Source organism: Bacillus sp. FJAT-49711 (assembly GCF_018343715.1).
Lineage (GTDB): Bacteria > Bacillota > Bacilli > Bacillales > Bacillaceae_C > Lederbergia.
Genome location: NZ_JAGYPL010000002.1, coordinates 486,022 through 503,207, shown reverse-complemented (window position 1 = coordinate 503,207; position 17,186 = coordinate 486,022). Strand labels below are relative to the sequence as shown.

Below are 17,186 nucleotides of genomic sequence, written 5' to 3'. Positions count from 1 at the left end.
CTTAATCCCCTTCTATTATTAAGAATAAATTAATCCAAAAACTGCTTAATGAAATACACAGGATTTAAGTAATCCCCGGTTGCCATTTTTATTTTTTCATTCCACTGTAATGAAGCTCCATATCGGAAGAAATTATCTTTTAAAAACTTTCCAACCTCTGGTCTAAATAAGTCTTTAGAAATATTCGTTTCAATATAATGTTGCAGCTGCGACGCCATTAATTCACCTAGTAAATAGTCTTGGTAAGTGGCGGGTGCTAATGAAAAATGCATTTTCGAAGCCCAATCAGGATAGCTTGTGTTTTCAGGGGGGTGAATATATTGGATATCCTTTACTAAATCCCACCATAATCGATTTAAATCTTGATCTGGATTTTCATATAATTCTCTTTCAAAAAAAGAAAATGTCATCATCCATCTGGCAGAAACCAACATTTGTCGTTGCAGCATTTTCTCAATTGCAGGTAATTTTTCCATTAGTTCTTCTTCTTTTACTTCCAAGAAACGTTTGTACCACTCAACATTTTTCGTTAGTCGTCCAAAAAACAAGGCTATCGCTTCTGTTGTTAATGAGTGAGAATGAAACCGTAATAAAAATGGTAAAGATTTATCAATATATTTGAAATATGCCGCATGTCCAAACTCATGCAATAAGGCCGTAGCCCAAAAAACACTTTCATCAAGATTTACGAGAACCCGTATGTCACCTTCACGATCAATATTCGTACAAAAACCAAAAGGATTCTTATTTTCACGAGGATACAAATCACTTCTTAGAAGAATTTCATCAATAGGCAACCCCATTGCATTGAAAGTATTTGAAACAATCTTTTCAAGATTTTTACGACTGTAAAAATGATCAACATCTACGCCACTAACAGGCGGAGCTTCTTGAAAAAACGGATCTACATAATGCCAAGGGCGCAGATCCTCTTTTTTAACACCCAAAATTCCAGCCCGTTCTACGTCTATCTCCTCTTTCATTAAGCGGAAAGGTTCATCTGATATATTCTTCAATTGCTGAAAAACATTAAAAACCGTATTAATATCCAATTCTTGAGTAGCTAGACTCATTTCATAAAAGGTATTATATCCCAATGCTTGTGCATCTTTATTTCGTTTATGTATTAATTTCAAAAGATCTTGCTCAATTTTCTTTCCAACTTGTTTACTAGCAAGCCAAGCTTCTTTTCTTTCCTCATTATCATTACTATTTTTAAGAATATGTAAGAGGGCATTATTCGTTACTTGTTTTCCAGTAAGTGTAGGTCGATATGTATTAAAAACGTAGGATATATTTTTTTCAAGTTCTAACGTTTTACCTAGTTCACTATGATCTAGTTGATTTTTCACCATTTTATTGTATAAATCGCCCAGTTGGCGTTCTTGGAGCGCAGTAAGAGACTGCTCCTTTTTAAAGGCTACAACTTTTTGATAAGCCTCTTGATCGGCGAAGTAGGCATAGTATTCCTTCAAGGACTGTTCATGTTTGTCGCTCCACTCTTTATCACCTGTTGTCGCCGACATCCAATGGTTATAGAGAATTGGTTTATAGAGTAATTGTATAGACTTATTTTGGTCACTAAGAAATTCTTCAATTTTTTGGATTGACATTTATGCTAAAAACCCCCTTAATCCGTATGAACTCAACTGTTTATCATTATATCATAGGGGGTTTTTCACTAATAAAAAACGAGCCGGCAGCTTCTTCAAAATTATAGATTTGCAAGAGAAATACGTGGGCTAATTTTAAACAAAACAACTAACATTAAAACGATTGCCATCTAAATCATAGAAGTGGAACATGGACATCCCGTGACCTGTTAAAATGTTTTTCCATCTTCTTTAGTTTCCATCGTTTTCTTACTCATTTCTTTTTCTCCACCTAATTACTCTACAATTATTAGTATTTCCCTCTTTTAACAAAGTGAAGAAAATGTCCTTAACAAATAAAAAGACGCCTCTAGTTTTTTAGAAACGTCTTAAAAATAAAATGTTATTTTTCTATTTCCTTTAAATATGAAAGATCAAATAAACCTTTTATATCATTGCTTGGTACATAGCCTGCATCTTTACTAATGTCAGCCATTTCCTGTATGACTTGTTCGTTTACATCCGTTGTTACTTGCAATCTATTAAAAGCAGCCGTCGTTTCGTCCTTATTAATTTCTTTACCAGTCAAATCTTTAATATGCTTTATAACAAGATCTTGCGCTTCTTCCGGATGTTCTTGAATGAAATCCACTGCTCTCTTGTGAGCTTTTAAGTAAGCCGTAACTAATTCTTTATTCTTTAGAAAATCTTCACTCGCTGCAACAACTGTATTCGTCGATTCCTTTCCCCATGCAAATGAATCCCAATCTAGCAGCAACTTACCTTTTGCTTGCGTTTCTAGAACATATCCCCATGGCTCTTGCGTTGCCGCCGCATCAACTGAGTTTTGTACAAATAAGGTTGCTGTATCCGCCGGGGGAGCCGCATATAACTCAACGGTGCCGCCGTTTTCTTTAGCATTTAAATTAACCTCTTGCAGTGCCTTTCTTAGCATGACGTCCTGTGTGCTCCCAATGACTGGGATGGCTACTCTTTTTCCATCAAGATCTTTAAGTTCACTTATTCCACTTTTTTCACTAGCAACAAGAACTGCGCCACCATTTACTGCACCCGATATGAGGTGAAACTTAGGATTTTTTACATAAAAGTTAAGCAATGGCCCCGGTCCAACTGTCCCAACATCAATAGCCTTTGTGGTCATACCTTCCATAAATAATCCACCATTATTGAATGTTTTCGTTTCGATCTTTACCTTTTCTCCAAATTCTTCTTTGAAATATCCCTTTTCAAGAGCTACGATTGTAGCAATATGCGTTAAGTTAGGAAAGTATCCAATCTTTACTGTTCCAGATTCTGCTTTTGAGCAGGCACTTAATACCCCTATCAGCAATATAGCTGCAAATAAAGTGAATAATTTTTTCATCTCTTTGTCTACTCCTTTTTCACTAGGCTGTTTTGGTTTGATGTATATGTAAAATCACAAAGGAATTCCTTTTCTTATTCCGTTTGAAACTAGATTCATTCTTAAAATATTTCAATATACGAGAAAAGCGGCATTCACTAAGCTCGGTTTATTCCCCATTTTGTTTGTACACTGCGTTCTAAACGCGTAAAAACAACATTGTCCATGATCGTCCCAATGACTGCAATAATGATCATGACCGAAATAACTAGATCCATTTGTCCTAAAGATCTTCCAGTTTCCAAAAGCTGACCAAGTCCACCGCCTGCCCCCAGTAATTCCCCTGCCATAAGAGCTCGCCAAGAAAAGGCCCAAGCAATTCTTAAACCAGAAAGCAGCTGCGGAATGGATGCTGGCAATATAACAGTCCTTATAAAATGAAATCCTTTTGAACCGAATGTTTTTGCTACTCGTTGATATAATGTAGGAACATTTTTAAATCCACTGGTAGCACTAACCGTCATCGTCCATGTTGCTCCAATTGTAACGATAAACAAAATGGCAAAATCATTTAATCCAAACCAAATGATTGCTAACGGAAACCAGACAATACTTGGGATTGATTGAAGTGCTGTTACAACAAACCCAAGTGTATCTTCCACAACTTTATATTTCCAAATGAGGTATCCCATAAATAGCCCTAAAATAATGGCAATAGCAAAACCAATAAGAAGTCGGCTAAAGCTTTTCCCTATAGCTGCAGCAATTTGGCCATTGATTAGGCCGTTAAATAACGTTTCAAATACTTGTGTCAATCTTGGAAACATGAAGTCTGGAAGACCGGAAAATCTAGATGTGACTTCCCATATCACCGCTATCGTCGCGATGAAGATGATTCGTCTCAAAGCTGTATTCATCACCCATTTCCTCCTTCAACACTTTTTCAATTTCATTTTCTAACAAAGATAATATTCTTTGTTCTGTATGAAGCGTTATGCTGTCTGGCATGATTCCTTCTTTTGAAGTTGGAACAGTAATAATTTCTTTAATTCGTCCCGGACGTGTCGCAAATACAACGATTTTTTCAGACAAAAGCACGGCTTCACGAATGTTGTGCGTGACAAAAAAGATAGTTACTTTTGTTTTTTTCCAAATTTCTAAAAGTTCTTTGTGCAGAACCATCCGCGTTTGCTCATCAAGCGCTGAAAAAGGTTCATCCATTAATAGAATATCTGGTTCCATTACAAGGGCTCTTGCAATTGCAACCCGTTGTTTCATCCCACCCGAAAGTTGATGTGGGTAAGCGTCAATATATCGACTCAGATGGACCATTTTCAAAATATCCTTCGCCTTTTTTTCCGCTTCATTTTTATCCATCTTTTTTAACAGCAGACCGTACGTTACATTCTCTAAAACGGTCAACCATGGAAATAAACCAGCTTCTTGAAATACAACAACTCGATCTGGTCCAGGTTGTAGAATCTTTTTTCCAGATATATTTATCTCACCTTTATCAGCCTTCTCAAGACCCGCGATTAAATAAAGCAATGTTGATTTACCACAGCCAGACGGACCTACAATTGAAACAAAACTTCCCTTTTCAATATTTAAGCTGATGTCATCCAAAACTTTTAAACTATTATTTTTTTCATTAATGAAGCTTTTGTCGATCCCCTCAATGGTTAAATACATTTCCTCACCTCGTTGTCTATACTTCATTATTCCTATTGTTTTTATCAAGTTTAACTGTAAAAAGGAAACAGGAATATAATCCTGTTTAACTAAATAAATCACTTGTTAAATAACGCTCTCCTGTATCGGGAGCAATACAGACAACAACGTTATCTGATGTTAATCTTTTTGCCACTTTTAGAGCAGCAAATACGGACGCTCCACTAGAAGGTCCCACTAGGATCCCTTCCATTCTCGCTAATTTCCTTACTGTCTCATAGGCTTCTTCATCTTTTATTTGAAAAATTTCATCATATACAGAAGTATTTAAGATTGGCGGAATAAAGCCTGGACTAGTGCCAACAAGCTTATGCTTACCGGGTATTCCACCAGACAAAACGGGTGAGCCCGCAGGTTCAACGACATGTACAGAAATGGAAGAATCATAGGCTTTTAATGCTTCTCCTGTTCCTGTAATTGTCCCCCCCGTCCCCGATGTTCCTACGAAAGCTGCTAATCTTTTCTCGTAATCTTCAAATGTCCCGATGATTTCAAGTGCAGTTGTTTTCCGATGAATATCTGGATTTGCAATATTTTCAAACTGCATTGGAATAAAACTATTAGGGATTGTCTCCGCAATCTCACGCGCTTTCTTTATAGCTCCAGGCATTTTTTCAATACTAGGAGTAAGAACGACCATGGCTCCATATGCTTTTAAAATATTTATTCGCTCAGCTGTTGAAGAATCAGGCATGACAATAATCGCTTTGTATCCTCTTGCAGCAGCGTTCATAGCAAGTCCAATTCCCGTATTTCCAGAAGTAGGCTCGATAATGGTCGACCCCTCTTTTAAGAGTCCCTCTTTCTCAGCCTCTAAAATCATATTATAAGCCGCACGATCTTTTACACTCCTACTCGGATTAAAATATTCAAGCTTTACAAATACTTCCGCACCTGTTGCTTCTGGCAGTTTATTTAATTTTACAAGTGGTGTGTCACCAATTAATTCAGCAATATTATGAACAACCTGTAACATAGAAGAACCTCAACCTTCATTTTCGTGTTAGCATGTTTTCCATTATAGCAAATCTATTTCCTATAATACATACCTTTTTACTTACATTTAAATGAAGATTTCCTTTATATGTGGTAAATCAGTTATTCATCATACAAAATATCTTTTGATAATGCTTTTTTTGAAACTTCGTATTAGGAGACATAGTTTAATGAATAGAAGCAATCGTTTTGCAATAAGGGTCTCATTCGCTATGCTAGAGCTTTTTGTTGAATTTCTTGTTCTAAAAAATGCGTAAAATTAAGCTATAACAAAAAAAAGAGGCATTCCGCCTCAACTATAGATTATATTCATTTTTTAAACCTAAGAATTGACGAACGATATCCACACTATTTTGTTTCGAATAGCTTTTATATAATTGACTGGATAATCGAATCGGGTCGCCAAAAAAGTATCGTTCATATTGGATTTGCCTCGTTCCAAATGGACTCATCGTAATATCCCACGCCAAACGGAATAGTTTCACTCGGTCTTCGGCAGTTCTATTAGCAGCTTGTAGATATTTATCCAATTCTGGTTTTATTGGTGAGTCAAAATCATTATCTGTTGGCAATGAAACCATTCCACTCGCACCTATCAATTGAATGATTTCGCAAAAACGAGGATAAATCTTAGGAAAGGTCGTACCTGCGATTTGTAAAGGAATGATGTTTGGACGCATATAGCCCCACTCATCAATTTCAGCGTCATTTTCCGATTTATCTAAGAGAGCTTTCATTGTCTCAAGCCCAATAATAATTTCAGAAAGCTTTTCTTGTATATGCTGATATTCACTTACATTGATTGTTTCGACTAGTAGTTCAGCTACACCTAGTATAAATTCTGTCTTCACCACTTGCCTAATAATGGCCTGATAGTAGGCAAAAGAATAAAAAGAACTTTTAATAAGGAAGTCGCCAGCTATTTCAGTATCATCATAATAAAAGACGCGATCCCATGGGACTAAAACATTGTCAAAAACGACAATTGAATCCATTTCATCAAACCTTGAGCTAAGTGGATGATTAAAAATAGACTCGCTTCCAACAAAAGACTCTCTACAAATAAATTTTAAACCTTTCGTATCAGAAGGGATTGAAAAAGCGAATGCATCATTTGGGTCAAAAAAAAGTTTTGGAGCAGCAAAAACAAGAATTTCATCCGTTAAACCGCCTTGAGTAGCAAGAAGACGAGCTCCTTTAATAACAAGTCCTTTTTCATTTTTCTCGACGACTTTAGCAGAAATAGGTTCTTTGGAAAATTCCAAATTGAGTTGGGAGCGATTTACTTGAGGAGTAATAAATGAATGTGTAAATGATAAATCTTGTTCCATTGCTCTTTCATATAAAGCTTGAATATTTTCAGGAAAACAGTTCTCTCGCCCCTTTAACAAAGCAGCAGAAGAAGCAAAGCTCATAAGCACAGAGTTCATATAATCGGGACTTCTTCCCATCATTCCATGCGTGTGTTTTGCCCAATGTTCCATCATTTTTCTTCTTCTTTTTAAATCAGCTTTTGTTTTGGGCTGCAAATAAGAAAGTCCGATAGAATCTTCTTTTCCTGGAAAAGAGAATGTCATCTCATCTTTTAATTGAGGCTCATGCTGCAAATCATAAAGGGAAGCTTTTGCATGAATGACTCCTTTAAATGCGGGATGTTCAGATATTTTCCCTTCGACTTTTTCCCCGTTAAACCATATTTCTGTTTTCAGTCGATTTAATCGGTCTATAAAGTCTTTTCCAGTAATGGCTCCCACTTTTAACACTCCTTTTCCTAAATGAAAAGTAAAAAAACGACCTGTTTAGTATGGTTTATTGTATTAAGAAGGGCATTAGTCTGTTCTTTCTTTTTAATAAAGGAAAGGCTGTTTTTTTATTAATTTCTCCAATATGAAACGAATGAAAAAGGAGGAACACGCCCCCCTCTTTTAAAAATTGAACTATTACCAATTCCAAAAGCCAACCTCATCCACTTCAATTGTACTAATTGCTTTCTCTTTCTTCAGCTTCAATATCTCTTTTGTAGGACCTGTAATGACAACACCGTAATGTTTTATTCCATTCTTTTCAAGATAATGTATTGTTTTTTCGAGATCTAACTTCCTTCCTCCATATAATTTATTAGCCAACTTTTCATGTTTTTCAAGAAAACGGAGCGTTTTTAAAAATTGAGTATGAAGCATGTCGGTGTCGCCTTCCTCATAACTTGGAGATGAATGACCTTCCATAATTACTTTCCCAAATAAAAATCCTTTTTCTTCTTCCCTCGAATCTAGTTTCATATCGTCATCATGCCATATAGGGGTACTTGGAAATCCAATGGGATCTAGAATGACACCACTATCTTGATCAGCTTCTTTAAACGTATTCCCGGTGTCTACTGCAAACCATGAAATATCAAATTCCTTTTCACCTAAGGTCTGAAAAACCTCTTTTGTACTTTCCAATTTGTAAAAAGAAATATAAGCCGACACGACCGTTCCTTCTGCAAGTTTTTCAAGCCGATCCCATTCCGACGATCCGCGGTCATACCCTGGATACGAAAATATTGGTTGATTTTGCGATACATTTCCAATGTAATTGCTTTCTGGGAACGACATGAGGGAAAAAAGGAAGTTAACCTTTAAGTCGCCCACTTTCATTGTTTCATGGCCTACTCTTTTCTTAAGATCCCTCTCCATCTCAGCTCTGAAAAATGGTTTTACATTTGTACTGGTACCCCCTAATTCTCCATCCGGTTCTGTAACGGCTAATGTGTAGTCGATAACCTTTGCAAATACATCAGCTCGATCTGGTTCTCCCCATGAATAGTAGATGGCTGTTAAAATAGTTGAAACGAACATGACAAGAATAAAGATACCTAATGCTGTTAAAGCTGTTTGAAAACGTGCTCTCCACTTGCTTCTTTTAAGAATCCTGATTTGCTTTTTTTCAATCATCGGAATGGTTGACGGAGGCTTTCTTTCGTCAAGATGCTCTTGATATTGTTCTAGTTTTTCTAATTCCTTTTCAAAATCAGCTAATTCTTCACCATTCAATTCACCTTTTTCATATGCGTCTAACCTATCTTTAAATTCATCACTCATCTTTTCACTCACCTTTTTTCTTTCTCATCGCTTGCCTGCCGCGAAATAATGCAACTTTATAGTTTGCTAAAGAGATATCCATAACCGCCGCTGCCTCTGCATAGCTTAGTTCATGGAAATCGTGCAGCAGGACGGCATGTTTTTGCTTTTCTGGCAAATCTTTTAGTAAGTTACTAATTTCTTGAATATCTTCTTGGATGACGAGCGTTTCTTCAGGTGTCTTCCTACGATCAAATAGTCTCGAAAAAAAGCTCTCTTGTTTTATCTCAATACGTTTTTGTTTGCGATAATAATCAATAAATGCATGGTAAGCAACCGCAAAAAGCCAGGACTTTACCCTTTCATGCTCATATTTTTCTACATGCAAATACGCCCGTAAAAAGGTTTCCTGAACTAAATCCTCAGCCGTATGATGATCGCGACAAAGTGAAAGGAGAAAGCGATATATATCCCGAAAGTAAAAATTATAAATCGATTCTAATGATTCCTTCATCTCTTCCTCCCTTCGCTAATAACACGGATGAGAAATAAAAAGGTTACAATTTACGATGAAAAAAACACCACTTCATTTTAGAAGCAGTGCATTTGCCTTCCCTATTCAACAGGTATGTATATATCAATCTCACTTTCTTCCGTTTCAAGTGAGTGAATATCTTCCCAATATTCCACGTCAAATGGTCTTAAAGCATAATTATTAATACGTTCATACGTATGACTAATTTCCGATTCCAAGCCGACATGTACGAATTTCGCATAGCGTCCCGCCGGTACTACATGAGTTACCATATCGCTCGGAATTTCTCCAAATGAAGAAACCTTTATGGCAACAATGTTTTTAAATGGTGTATCTGGAGTCCAACCCCCAGCCGAGTAAAGCTGAATTAAATATATCCCATCTCCCTCTCGGTTTACAACTTCATGTTTTCTTTTATCCAAACCCTTTCTTAATATCCCTACAGTCCTATTTGCTAAAATATCATTAAGACTTTCCATTACGGAAAAACCAACTAAAAGGATTTCTTCTTTTTCTAAAATTTCTACTTGGGTCGTTGCCACATTTCCACTCCTTCAAATGTTTTATTTCCATATTTCTACTTCACTATTGAACCTCTCACGGCTAAAGTCGTAAGATTCCTAGGTACAGAAACCCCTTGGCTTCTAATGGATTAGGCTATCCCCATAGTTCCTGCGGTTAATCGCAATGCTTCATTGCGAAGATTGATACTTGCGTTAAGATCACGTTGATGAAGGCATTCGCATGATGGGCAAGTCCACTCACGCAACGCAAGATCCTTAACGGCTTTATGTTTATGACCACAATGAGAACAAAGTTGACTGGAAGCAAAATTCCTTGCAACAAGGACTACTTGTTTTCCGTACCATTTTGCTTTATATTCCAACATCGTTCTGAATTGTGACCACGATACTTCACTGATTGCCTTTGCAAGATGGACATTTTTAAGCATCTTTTTTACAGCTAAATCTTCCATCCCAATCAAGTCGTGGTTTTTAACAAGATGGGTGGAGATTTTATGCAGCCTATCCTGCCGTGAGTTCGTGATTTTTTCATGGATTTTGGCGACTTTCACTCGTTGTTTATGCCAATTGGAGGAGCCTACTTGTCGCCTGGATAGGATACGTTGGGCGTTGGCTAACTTTTCCTCTAACGTGCGAAAAAACGTTGGATTTTTGTATACGGTTCCATCTGATAGAGTGGCAAAATCTTTTAATCCAACATCGACCCCTATGGATGAACCTGTTTTGGGTAGAGGCTGTATATCCACTTCACCAAGAATGGAAACAAAATATTTACCAGCAGGGTTCCGCCGAATGGTGGCATTGATTATTCGCCCATGAACTTCTCGACTTTTCGCAAAGCGTACAAGTCCCAGTTTTGGGAGTTTTATCTGTTTGCCTAGCACGGCAATATTTCCATTTACATATTTCGTTGTGTAGGATTGGACGGGATTTCTTTTTGACTTAAAGCGAGGCTCATCATTTTGTTTTTTGTAATATCTTCTATAGGCTTCATGGACGATTTCAACCGATTTTTGCAGGGCGATGCTGTCTATTTCTTTCAAGAATGGATAGTGTTTCTTCAACTCTGGAAGAGCTTTAATCGACTTATTCTTATGGAAAAATTCTCCTTTCCAGTTGTTCCTAGGGAGTTGTCCGTTTTGAACCATTTCCGCAACCATATGCCAATAGGCATCTTTCCCTTTTTGTTTTCCTACAAAATAATTGTAAACAAAACGGCAACACCCGATGGTTTTGGCGATTAGGACTTCTTGAGTTTTAGTGGGATAGATTCTGAACTTATAGGCTCTGTTCACGATCAAAGGATGCTCACCTCCCCTTCTGATTTTGAATGTACTGCCGAATCTGGGTCTTTGTCTGTTCGCTAGCGGTTGCGACAAAATAAGAAGGGTTCCAGAGATGACCACCCCCGAGTGTCCCTTTTAACTCAGGGAACTCTTTAAATATCAATGTACCATATGTTAGCACCTTTTTGTGATGGAGTTACGATTATCCAGGGTCTATATGCAATCTGTATTTTGGCATATGTCGAATCGTTAACGTGATATGAAATCACAAGTGTTCTCGGCTATATCATAAAAGTCCCTTCTTTCCAGAAATAAAAACCAAAGCAGGGTAATTTACTCATACAACAACACACGTTTGATGGTATAGACAGTAAAGAAGGGTATATAATAATGAAAAATTACTTCTAAAAAGAGAGATGAATTATGATTACTCAAATAACTACTAAATTAAAAATATATAGGCCAGCTGTAGAAGTTTTTGAGGCTATAGTCGACCCAGAAAAAATCGGGAATTTCTGGTTCTCCTCTAGCTCTGAAAGATGGGAAAAAGGTAAGGCAATTACATTAAAATATGATGAATATGGAGCTGAGGGAGTCATAAATGTATTAGAGGTCGCTTCAAATAAGAAAATTGTATTTTCTTGGGGAAGTGAAAACAATTCGGAAACAGCTGTTACTATTACATTAAACGAGTTATATGATACAAGTACAATTATTGAAGTTATTGAATCTGGATTTAAAGAAAATGACCCTGAATTGGTGAATAAATTGTTAGGACAAAAAGAAGGCTGGGTATATATGCTCTCTTGTTTAAAGTGTTATCTGGAAAATGGAGTAAGTGATTTAAGAGCATCATTAATTCATTGATAAGGACGAGATTTAGCCTTTTTTATCCCCCTATTCCTAAATAAAAGCCAAAAGACAGTAAATATTAGAAAGGCCACTGCCTCGAGCGATAAAATATACCAAGGATATGGACCCAAAAAATCCAGCAAACTCCCATTTACAGGCTTTTCTTTTAAAAACATATAATTCCCGTTAAAAAAATAGTTCACTGTAAATATGAGTGGAAGCACTAAATTTAAAGCAACAAGGGTTTTTACAACCCCTTTAAAGGTGGGAATATAGCCTTTAACCCAAGTAAAGTAAAAGGCCGTTATTACAATGCCAATATGGGTGTAAAAAAAGTGAAAATACCTGAAATGAGGAAAACTCAAATCTAGAACTGGAGTTGCCATTGCCTGTAGCGCTCCACCTATTCCAGCGTAAAAAACAAAATCATATATGTACTTATTTCCAGTCCAAAGTAGAAAAATGGTCATGATCAAACTAATGCTGCACAGTTCCAATGGAAGAGAGTCGACTAAACTCCATTTTCCGATCCTAGTTAACCATACATGGTAAAGAATCTCCATCAACAATAATGTCAGTGCAAAAATCCGTTCAGTCAGAACTAGTTTATTAGAATAGTTTTTTATTTTCTTTTTAAAAATAAAAAGTAGGATAAGGCTAAGAAATAAAACGACAATCGCTGCAAAATGGGCGATTGAAAACATTATGAACATGTATTCGTTTTTTTCTGCCATAATCCTACCTCATTGAAATCTTCAATTTTATTATCACTTCGAATGTGTATATACCATCGTCACAGATGTACCCGAGACTCCGCATTCCTCAAATCCAAGTTTTTTATATAGATGGACAGCCCGATCGTTATTTGGGTCTACACTTAAAGACAATCCTTTAAAGCCATCATTCTTCGCCTGTTCTATCAATGCATTCATTAGTAATGAGCCTATCCCCATCCCTCTTGCTTCCGGAGAAACAGCAATTCCTAATTCCGGTGTAAAGTTATCAACATATCCATAGCCCTTATTTTGTTCATCGAATAATCGATACCAAGCTCCTCCTAAAGCTTTGCCATCACTATCTTCAGCTAACAATGCCCGGTCTCCAGTCCTTCCCCAGTTCTCATTATATTTTTTCAGATCAGGAAGATTTAACAATTCCTCTTTAGGTGGCTTATTTTCTGGAATATGAATGGACTCGTACATCATGTCCTTTAAAAATTCAATTTCATATTCTTCAATATTTCTAACTTTTATCATGGAAATCACCTCTTTTTATCTACAATGATATATTCAATATTAGTAGGGATTTTCCTGCTTTTTTATTTTCTGCATATACAGTACAAATCTTTGAAAATAGGATATCAATATGATAATTAGTGACCTTCGTATTGGATTTTCTTACAGTTGTTTATGCATTTGGCAGATACGGGAACGAAATTAGGTTTTTATCACAATTGGTTCCCGTATTTAATGGATAGAGGAATAAAATCAAGTTTTTTCTAATCCACATGACCGATAGATGACTTTGATTCGTTTTTTCTATTCAGAAGTGGCAATCAATAAAAATCCCAAGAGAAACCTAATTCCCCCGGGATTTCCATTCACTTTATTTAAATTTTACAACTAACTGCGCATCCACTTTCGCATGCTTTTTAGAACGAATATAGCTTACCCCATCCACAAGCTCAGTAACATAATCATCACTGGCTAAAATGGATCTCTCCGTTCGAAGTGCAATTTCGTCCTCCGCCTGTGTTAAATGGAACTCAATTTCATCTTCGCTGACATGCATGATTTCAGCTGTCGAATAAACAATTTCTCCAATTCCGTCCAGCTTCACATTCACAGGAAGCATTGCTCCTTCTTTGCTTTGGAGCAGCAACTCTTTTCCTGCAAATAATGCTTCTCCATCATGATAAACCCTCAACGTTTTATCTAATCCATCTAAGTTTAATAAATGGATGAAGCGCTCACCCTCTGCATTTGCAGTTGATGTGCTAAAAATACCATGATCCTCATAATCATGAGTAAGCTTTGCTACTGCACCCAGCTGTGCAAATACTTTTTTATAAAAAGTTAGATCGCATGGATATGCAGCAGCTACCACAACCGCTCGTCCTTCACCTACTGCAGACTCAAACGCACACACTTCATCTGTACCATATACACTCAAAAGCGGTGTCGCAGAATCAGATTCTAACACTTGTGCAAAGTGGGTTCTTGTTTCCGGACGTGGTGCTGCCCAGTTTAAAGCGTTCAGCGACAAGTAATATTCCGAGCTATCGCGCTTTTCCCCCACTACTTTAATACATAATGCATCTGCTAAAACTGTACAAGGATTGCCCTCCATATCATATTGTGGGAGTTCTCCATATACAAGAATCCTTCCACCCGCCTCTAAAAAGCTCACCAATTTACTTTGAATATCCGCTGCCATATATTTCGCGGATGGTAAAGCGAGTACTTCTGTATCATTAATTGAAAGTGGCTTATTTTGAATATCGAGCGCACCGAATCGATATCCCGATAATAATAGTGCTCGTCCCATGCTTTCCCAAGAGCTGTATGCACGGTTCGCCTCAATATTTGATAATACTTGCCTCATCTTTTCACTCGTTGGATAGCGGTATTCCGTCATATAGTAATCTGGAATAAAGGCGAAGGAAATATTATCGCGCTCTTCATCCATCGCCGCTAACTTATCTGCAACAGCCATCATTGTTTTAATGGATCTCGCCATTCGAGGGAACGTATAATTTAACTTCCCTTCTGGTCCTACAGGTGCAGCAAAGCCATGGTGCTCGCCGGTAAAAGCGATCCGATCATTACCATCGCCTCTCGATGTGTCAAAACGATAGTTCCTGCCGCCGGCAAATAAATAATAATTGATCAATCGATTTCCTTGGGCGATGCACATTCTCGTTTTAAAATCAGTCGCAGAAGGATCGTAGCGTCCACTTAGATTATTACCGAAGTTTCCATCTCCACAATTAAATTCAACTGATGTAAGTGGCTGATCTGGAAGATGGACGGAATCCATAAATCCGTTTATCAAATATAAATCTTGGAATGTTTCTACTGTCAAATCGCCAAAGTATATGTCCGAGCCGGATAAATACCCAGGTCCTTGCGTGTATGTTTCATATAACTGGCTGATGCCAATCGGGAATGTAAACCCGCGTCCGCCACCTGTTCCGTGAATATTCACAACGAACGGAATATCTTTTGCACCAAACTCCTCTGCATATTCACGGAGCGTCGCGATATATCTTGCAAAGCGGTTTCTCATGAAATAGCCGAGATCTTTCATTAATTCCAATGAATATGATTCTTGAGGAGAACGAATTGACTCATTACGAATATCTATTTCCAAAACATTAAACGGATATCGGTTAGCCAAGGTCTCATCGTCATAAGTACGAGTCAACCATCCTGCAAAATCATCCAATACAAAATCCGTTAAATCCGGACAATTGCTGACCCAAGAAAGCATGCCAATTTCATTATCAAGCTGGAAAGCAATCACATTTCCATTTGGATACAATTTAGGCTTTACAATTTCCATAACAGCTCGATACCAATTTTTCACATCACTTAAAAATCCTGGGTGCAAATAGTCGATTGTTTTTGTCGCTGCCTGCTGCTTGTCCCAGCCTGTTGGAATGATTTCAGGATGCTTTTCGTATACCCAGTATGGAAGTCCTTCATTTTTCACCTCTGCCATAATGAATGGACCTGGACGAACAAAGAAATAAAGGCCGTTTTCCTCACATAGATCTATGAATGCTTTAAGGTCTAACTCAGGACGCGTATCACCGCTTAGATCAATTTTCCCTTCCTCAAACTCATGAATGACCCATGGTACATACGTAGCGACTGCATTACATCCGGAAAGCTTCAGCTTATCAATCCGGTCCTGCCAATCGGTACGGTCAAGGCGAAAATAATGAATTTCTCCACACATGATTAGCTGTGGTTTGCCGTCGATTAAAATTTGTTTATTTTTGATTTCGATCATATGGCACCTCAGGCTTCTCTTTTCTTCCAGCCCAGCATTTCAATACCGCGCTGAACGTATTTGTTTTTCATATATAAATCCCACACTAGACCAGATCTATAGTTTTCAATCATAAGAAGCGTAATTCCTTTATCAATTCCAATTACATGCTCCGCATACCATGCCGGCTCAACATCTAAGTTGTATGCATCCCAAAAACCATATTCTCCCCATAACTGTGGATGGTTTTCATAGTAATATTCCATTGCTGCAATCGATTCCTCTGGTGTAAAAACGATTGAACCAGCCGCACCACATGGTGGAACCGTACCTTCATTATTCGGAGTCACATCCGGATAAAATGGCGGAGTCCCCGGTACGATATAACCATTTGGCGACGCACAAGCAGTTAAACCCCACGCATTTTCATGATAGGTTTTTCGCCCGTTCGGGTTCTCGATACTATAGTGGCGGCTTGCTAATGAAGCTTGCACAGAATTCTCGAACCAATCCGTTCCGTCCTTATCCACAACCTTTTTAAAATCGATAAACGCATGTGAAAATTGGTGAACGAACAAGGCCCCACCTGGTGCATTAATAAATTCATAAGGACCGTATTTTGCTGTTTTTCGTTCAAAACCGTCATAAATTTTTACTGGAACAGAATGTGAAGGTGAAGCGACACCAAGCACATATTGCGTCATTTGCTCCGCATATGTTTCCCAGTGGTGGAAGCCTCCCCTTTCAGGGTCATATCCCATAAAATACTGATTTACAGGTTCGTCGTAATAAATAGTCCAGTCAATGCGTTCATAAATTTTTTCAAAAAGCTCTTTAATTTCACCTTCAAAATATTCTGCAGATGTAATAGCTCCATTTAAAAACAATGTCGTGTCAATGATAGAAGCACAATCATGGAACGTCTCATTCTTTTTGGCTGTCTTCATATTCAAAAAGTGATAAAAGAAGCCTTTTTCGTGTTCGACATGATGCAAGAAAGTTTCAAGCGTGCCCTTCGTACGCTCATACCCTTCTTCTCGAGTAATCCAGCCTCTTTCAATTCCGATAATAATTGCGGTCAATCCAAAACCAACCGCAGCAATACTCGCTACTTGCTTATTCGCGGATTGATCAAGAATTAATCCATATCCATTCGAATTTTTATCTGAGTTCGCTTCGTTCCAAAAGAAATCAAAGCAACCCTTTGCTTCCAAATCCAAAATATTAGGCTTTTCCATGATGTTCTTCC

At 37.5% G+C, this 17,186-nt stretch carries 15 protein-coding genes and 1 pseudogene; 1 reads left to right on the top strand and 15 read right to left on the bottom strand.

Annotated features, from left to right (window positions below; genetic code table 11):
• Positions 1-29: 29 nt before the first annotated feature.
• From KHA96_RS10065 to KHA96_RS10015, 11 genes and pseudogenes are all read right to left on the bottom strand, one after another.
• A complete protein-coding gene (locus KHA96_RS10065; protein ID WP_213129172.1) occupies positions 30-1,613 on the bottom strand; it encodes a M3 family metallopeptidase in 1,584 nt (527 codons plus the stop codon).
• Positions 1,614-1,995: 382 nt separating this feature from the next.
• Entirely contained in the window at positions 1,996-2,976 is a 981-nt protein-coding gene (locus KHA96_RS10060; RefSeq protein ID WP_213129171.1) for an aliphatic sulfonate ABC transporter substrate-binding protein, read from the bottom strand.
• Positions 2,977-3,113: 137 nt separating this feature from the next.
• Positions 3,114-3,872 (bottom strand): ABC transporter permease, encoded by a 759-nt coding sequence (locus KHA96_RS10055; protein WP_213129170.1) that lies wholly within the window; start codon positions 3,870-3,872, stop codon positions 3,114-3,116.
• Complete coding sequence (locus KHA96_RS10050; protein ID WP_213129169.1) at positions 3,805-4,647, bottom strand: ABC transporter ATP-binding protein; 843 nt, start codon at positions 4,645-4,647, stop codon at positions 3,805-3,807. The genes KHA96_RS10055 and KHA96_RS10050 overlap by 68 nt, the downstream gene beginning before the upstream one ends.
• Before the next feature lie 85 nt (positions 4,648-4,732).
• On the bottom strand, positions 4,733-5,662 hold the full coding sequence (gene cysK / locus KHA96_RS10045; protein WP_213129168.1) for a cysteine synthase A: 930 nt from the start codon (positions 5,660-5,662) through the stop codon (positions 4,733-4,735).
• A gap of 316 nt (positions 5,663-5,978) precedes the next feature.
• Complete coding sequence (gene hpaB / locus KHA96_RS10040) at positions 5,979-7,436, bottom strand: 4-hydroxyphenylacetate 3-monooxygenase, oxygenase component (protein ID WP_213129167.1); 1,458 nt, start codon at positions 7,434-7,436, stop codon at positions 5,979-5,981.
• A gap of 186 nt (positions 7,437-7,622) precedes the next feature.
• A complete protein-coding gene (locus KHA96_RS10035) occupies positions 7,623-8,765 on the bottom strand; it encodes an anti-sigma factor (RefSeq protein WP_213129166.1) in 1,143 nt (380 codons plus the stop codon).
• A 4-nt stretch (positions 8,766-8,769) separates the two neighbouring features.
• Positions 8,770-9,258: a sigma-70 family RNA polymerase sigma factor gene (locus tag KHA96_RS10030; protein WP_213129165.1), complete on the bottom strand. Its 489-nt coding sequence runs from the start codon at positions 9,256-9,258 to the stop codon at positions 8,770-8,772.
• 101 nt (positions 9,259-9,359) lie between these two features.
• Positions 9,360-9,821: a GyrI-like domain-containing protein gene (locus KHA96_RS10025; protein WP_213129164.1), complete on the bottom strand. Its 462-nt coding sequence runs from the start codon at positions 9,819-9,821 to the stop codon at positions 9,360-9,362.
• 110 nt (positions 9,822-9,931) lie between these two features.
• Positions 9,932-11,104: an IS200/IS605 family element RNA-guided endonuclease TnpB gene (tnpB, locus tag KHA96_RS10020; protein WP_213129163.1), complete on the bottom strand. Its 1,173-nt coding sequence runs from the start codon at positions 11,102-11,104 to the stop codon at positions 9,932-9,934.
• Positions 11,105-11,111: 7 nt separating this feature from the next.
• A pseudogene (locus tag KHA96_RS10015) lies at positions 11,112-11,252 on the bottom strand (transposase); the annotation flags it as partial.
• Between the two features lie 260 nt (positions 11,253-11,512).
• On the opposite strand from KHA96_RS10015, the gene KHA96_RS10010 reads away from it, so the two are divergent.
• Positions 11,513-11,956, top strand: coding sequence for an SRPBCC family protein (locus KHA96_RS10010; RefSeq protein WP_213129162.1), 444 nt, complete (start codon positions 11,513-11,515; stop codon positions 11,954-11,956).
• Here the strand turns inward: KHA96_RS10010 and KHA96_RS10005 are convergent.
• From KHA96_RS10005 to KHA96_RS09990, 4 genes are all read right to left on the bottom strand, one after another.
• Positions 11,950-12,675, bottom strand: a complete 726-nt coding sequence (locus tag KHA96_RS10005; RefSeq protein WP_213129161.1) for a YwaF family protein — start codon at positions 12,673-12,675, stop codon at positions 11,950-11,952. The two genes, KHA96_RS10010 and KHA96_RS10005, sit on opposite strands and share 7 nt — an antisense overlap.
• A 33-nt stretch (positions 12,676-12,708) precedes the next feature.
• Positions 12,709-13,197, bottom strand: a complete 489-nt coding sequence (locus tag KHA96_RS10000) for a GNAT family N-acetyltransferase (protein WP_213129160.1) — start codon at positions 13,195-13,197, stop codon at positions 12,709-12,711.
• Positions 13,198-13,546: 349 nt separating this feature from the next.
• Positions 13,547-15,958: a beta-galactosidase gene (locus KHA96_RS09995; protein ID WP_213129159.1), complete on the bottom strand. Its 2,412-nt coding sequence runs from the start codon at positions 15,956-15,958 to the stop codon at positions 13,547-13,549.
• Positions 15,959-15,966: 8 nt separating this feature from the next.
• Positions 15,967-17,175 (bottom strand): glucoamylase family protein, encoded by a 1,209-nt coding sequence (locus KHA96_RS09990; RefSeq protein ID WP_213129158.1) that lies wholly within the window; start codon positions 17,173-17,175, stop codon positions 15,967-15,969.
• Between the last annotated feature and the right edge of the window lie 11 nt (positions 17,176-17,186).

Coding starts and splice junctions, on each gene's coding strand:
- KHA96_RS10050 (WP_213129169.1), bottom strand. CDS start 4,647: ATGTATTTAACCATTGAGGGGATCGACAAAAGCTTCATTAATGAAAAA.
- KHA96_RS10035 (WP_213129166.1), bottom strand. CDS start 8,765: ATGAGTGATGAATTTAAAGATAGGTTAGACGCATATGAAAAAGGTGAA.
- KHA96_RS10000 (WP_213129160.1), bottom strand. CDS start 13,197: ATGATAAAAGTTAGAAATATTGAAGAATATGAAATTGAATTTTTAAAG.
- KHA96_RS09995 (WP_213129159.1), bottom strand. CDS start 15,958: ATGATCGAAATCAAAAATAAACAAATTTTAATCGACGGCAAACCACAG.
- KHA96_RS10030 (WP_213129165.1), bottom strand. CDS start 9,258: ATGAAGGAATCATTAGAATCGATTTATAATTTTTACTTTCGGGATATA.
- KHA96_RS10065 (WP_213129172.1), bottom strand. CDS start 1,613: ATGTCAATCCAAAAAATTGAAGAATTTCTTAGTGACCAAAATAAGTCT.
- KHA96_RS10060 (WP_213129171.1), bottom strand. CDS start 2,976: ATGAAAAAATTATTCACTTTATTTGCAGCTATATTGCTGATAGGGGTA.
- cysK (WP_213129168.1), bottom strand. CDS start 5,662: ATGTTACAGGTTGTTCATAATATTGCTGAATTAATTGGTGACACACCA.
- KHA96_RS10010 (WP_213129162.1), top strand. CDS start 11,513: ATGATTACTCAAATAACTACTAAATTAAAAATATATAGGCCAGCTGTA.
- KHA96_RS09990 (WP_213129158.1), bottom strand. CDS start 17,175: ATGGAAAAGCCTAATATTTTGGATTTGGAAGCAAAGGGTTGCTTTGAT.
- KHA96_RS10055 (WP_213129170.1), bottom strand. CDS start 3,872: ATGAATACAGCTTTGAGACGAATCATCTTCATCGCGACGATAGCGGTG.
- KHA96_RS10005 (WP_213129161.1), bottom strand. CDS start 12,675: ATGGCAGAAAAAAACGAATACATGTTCATAATGTTTTCAATCGCCCAT.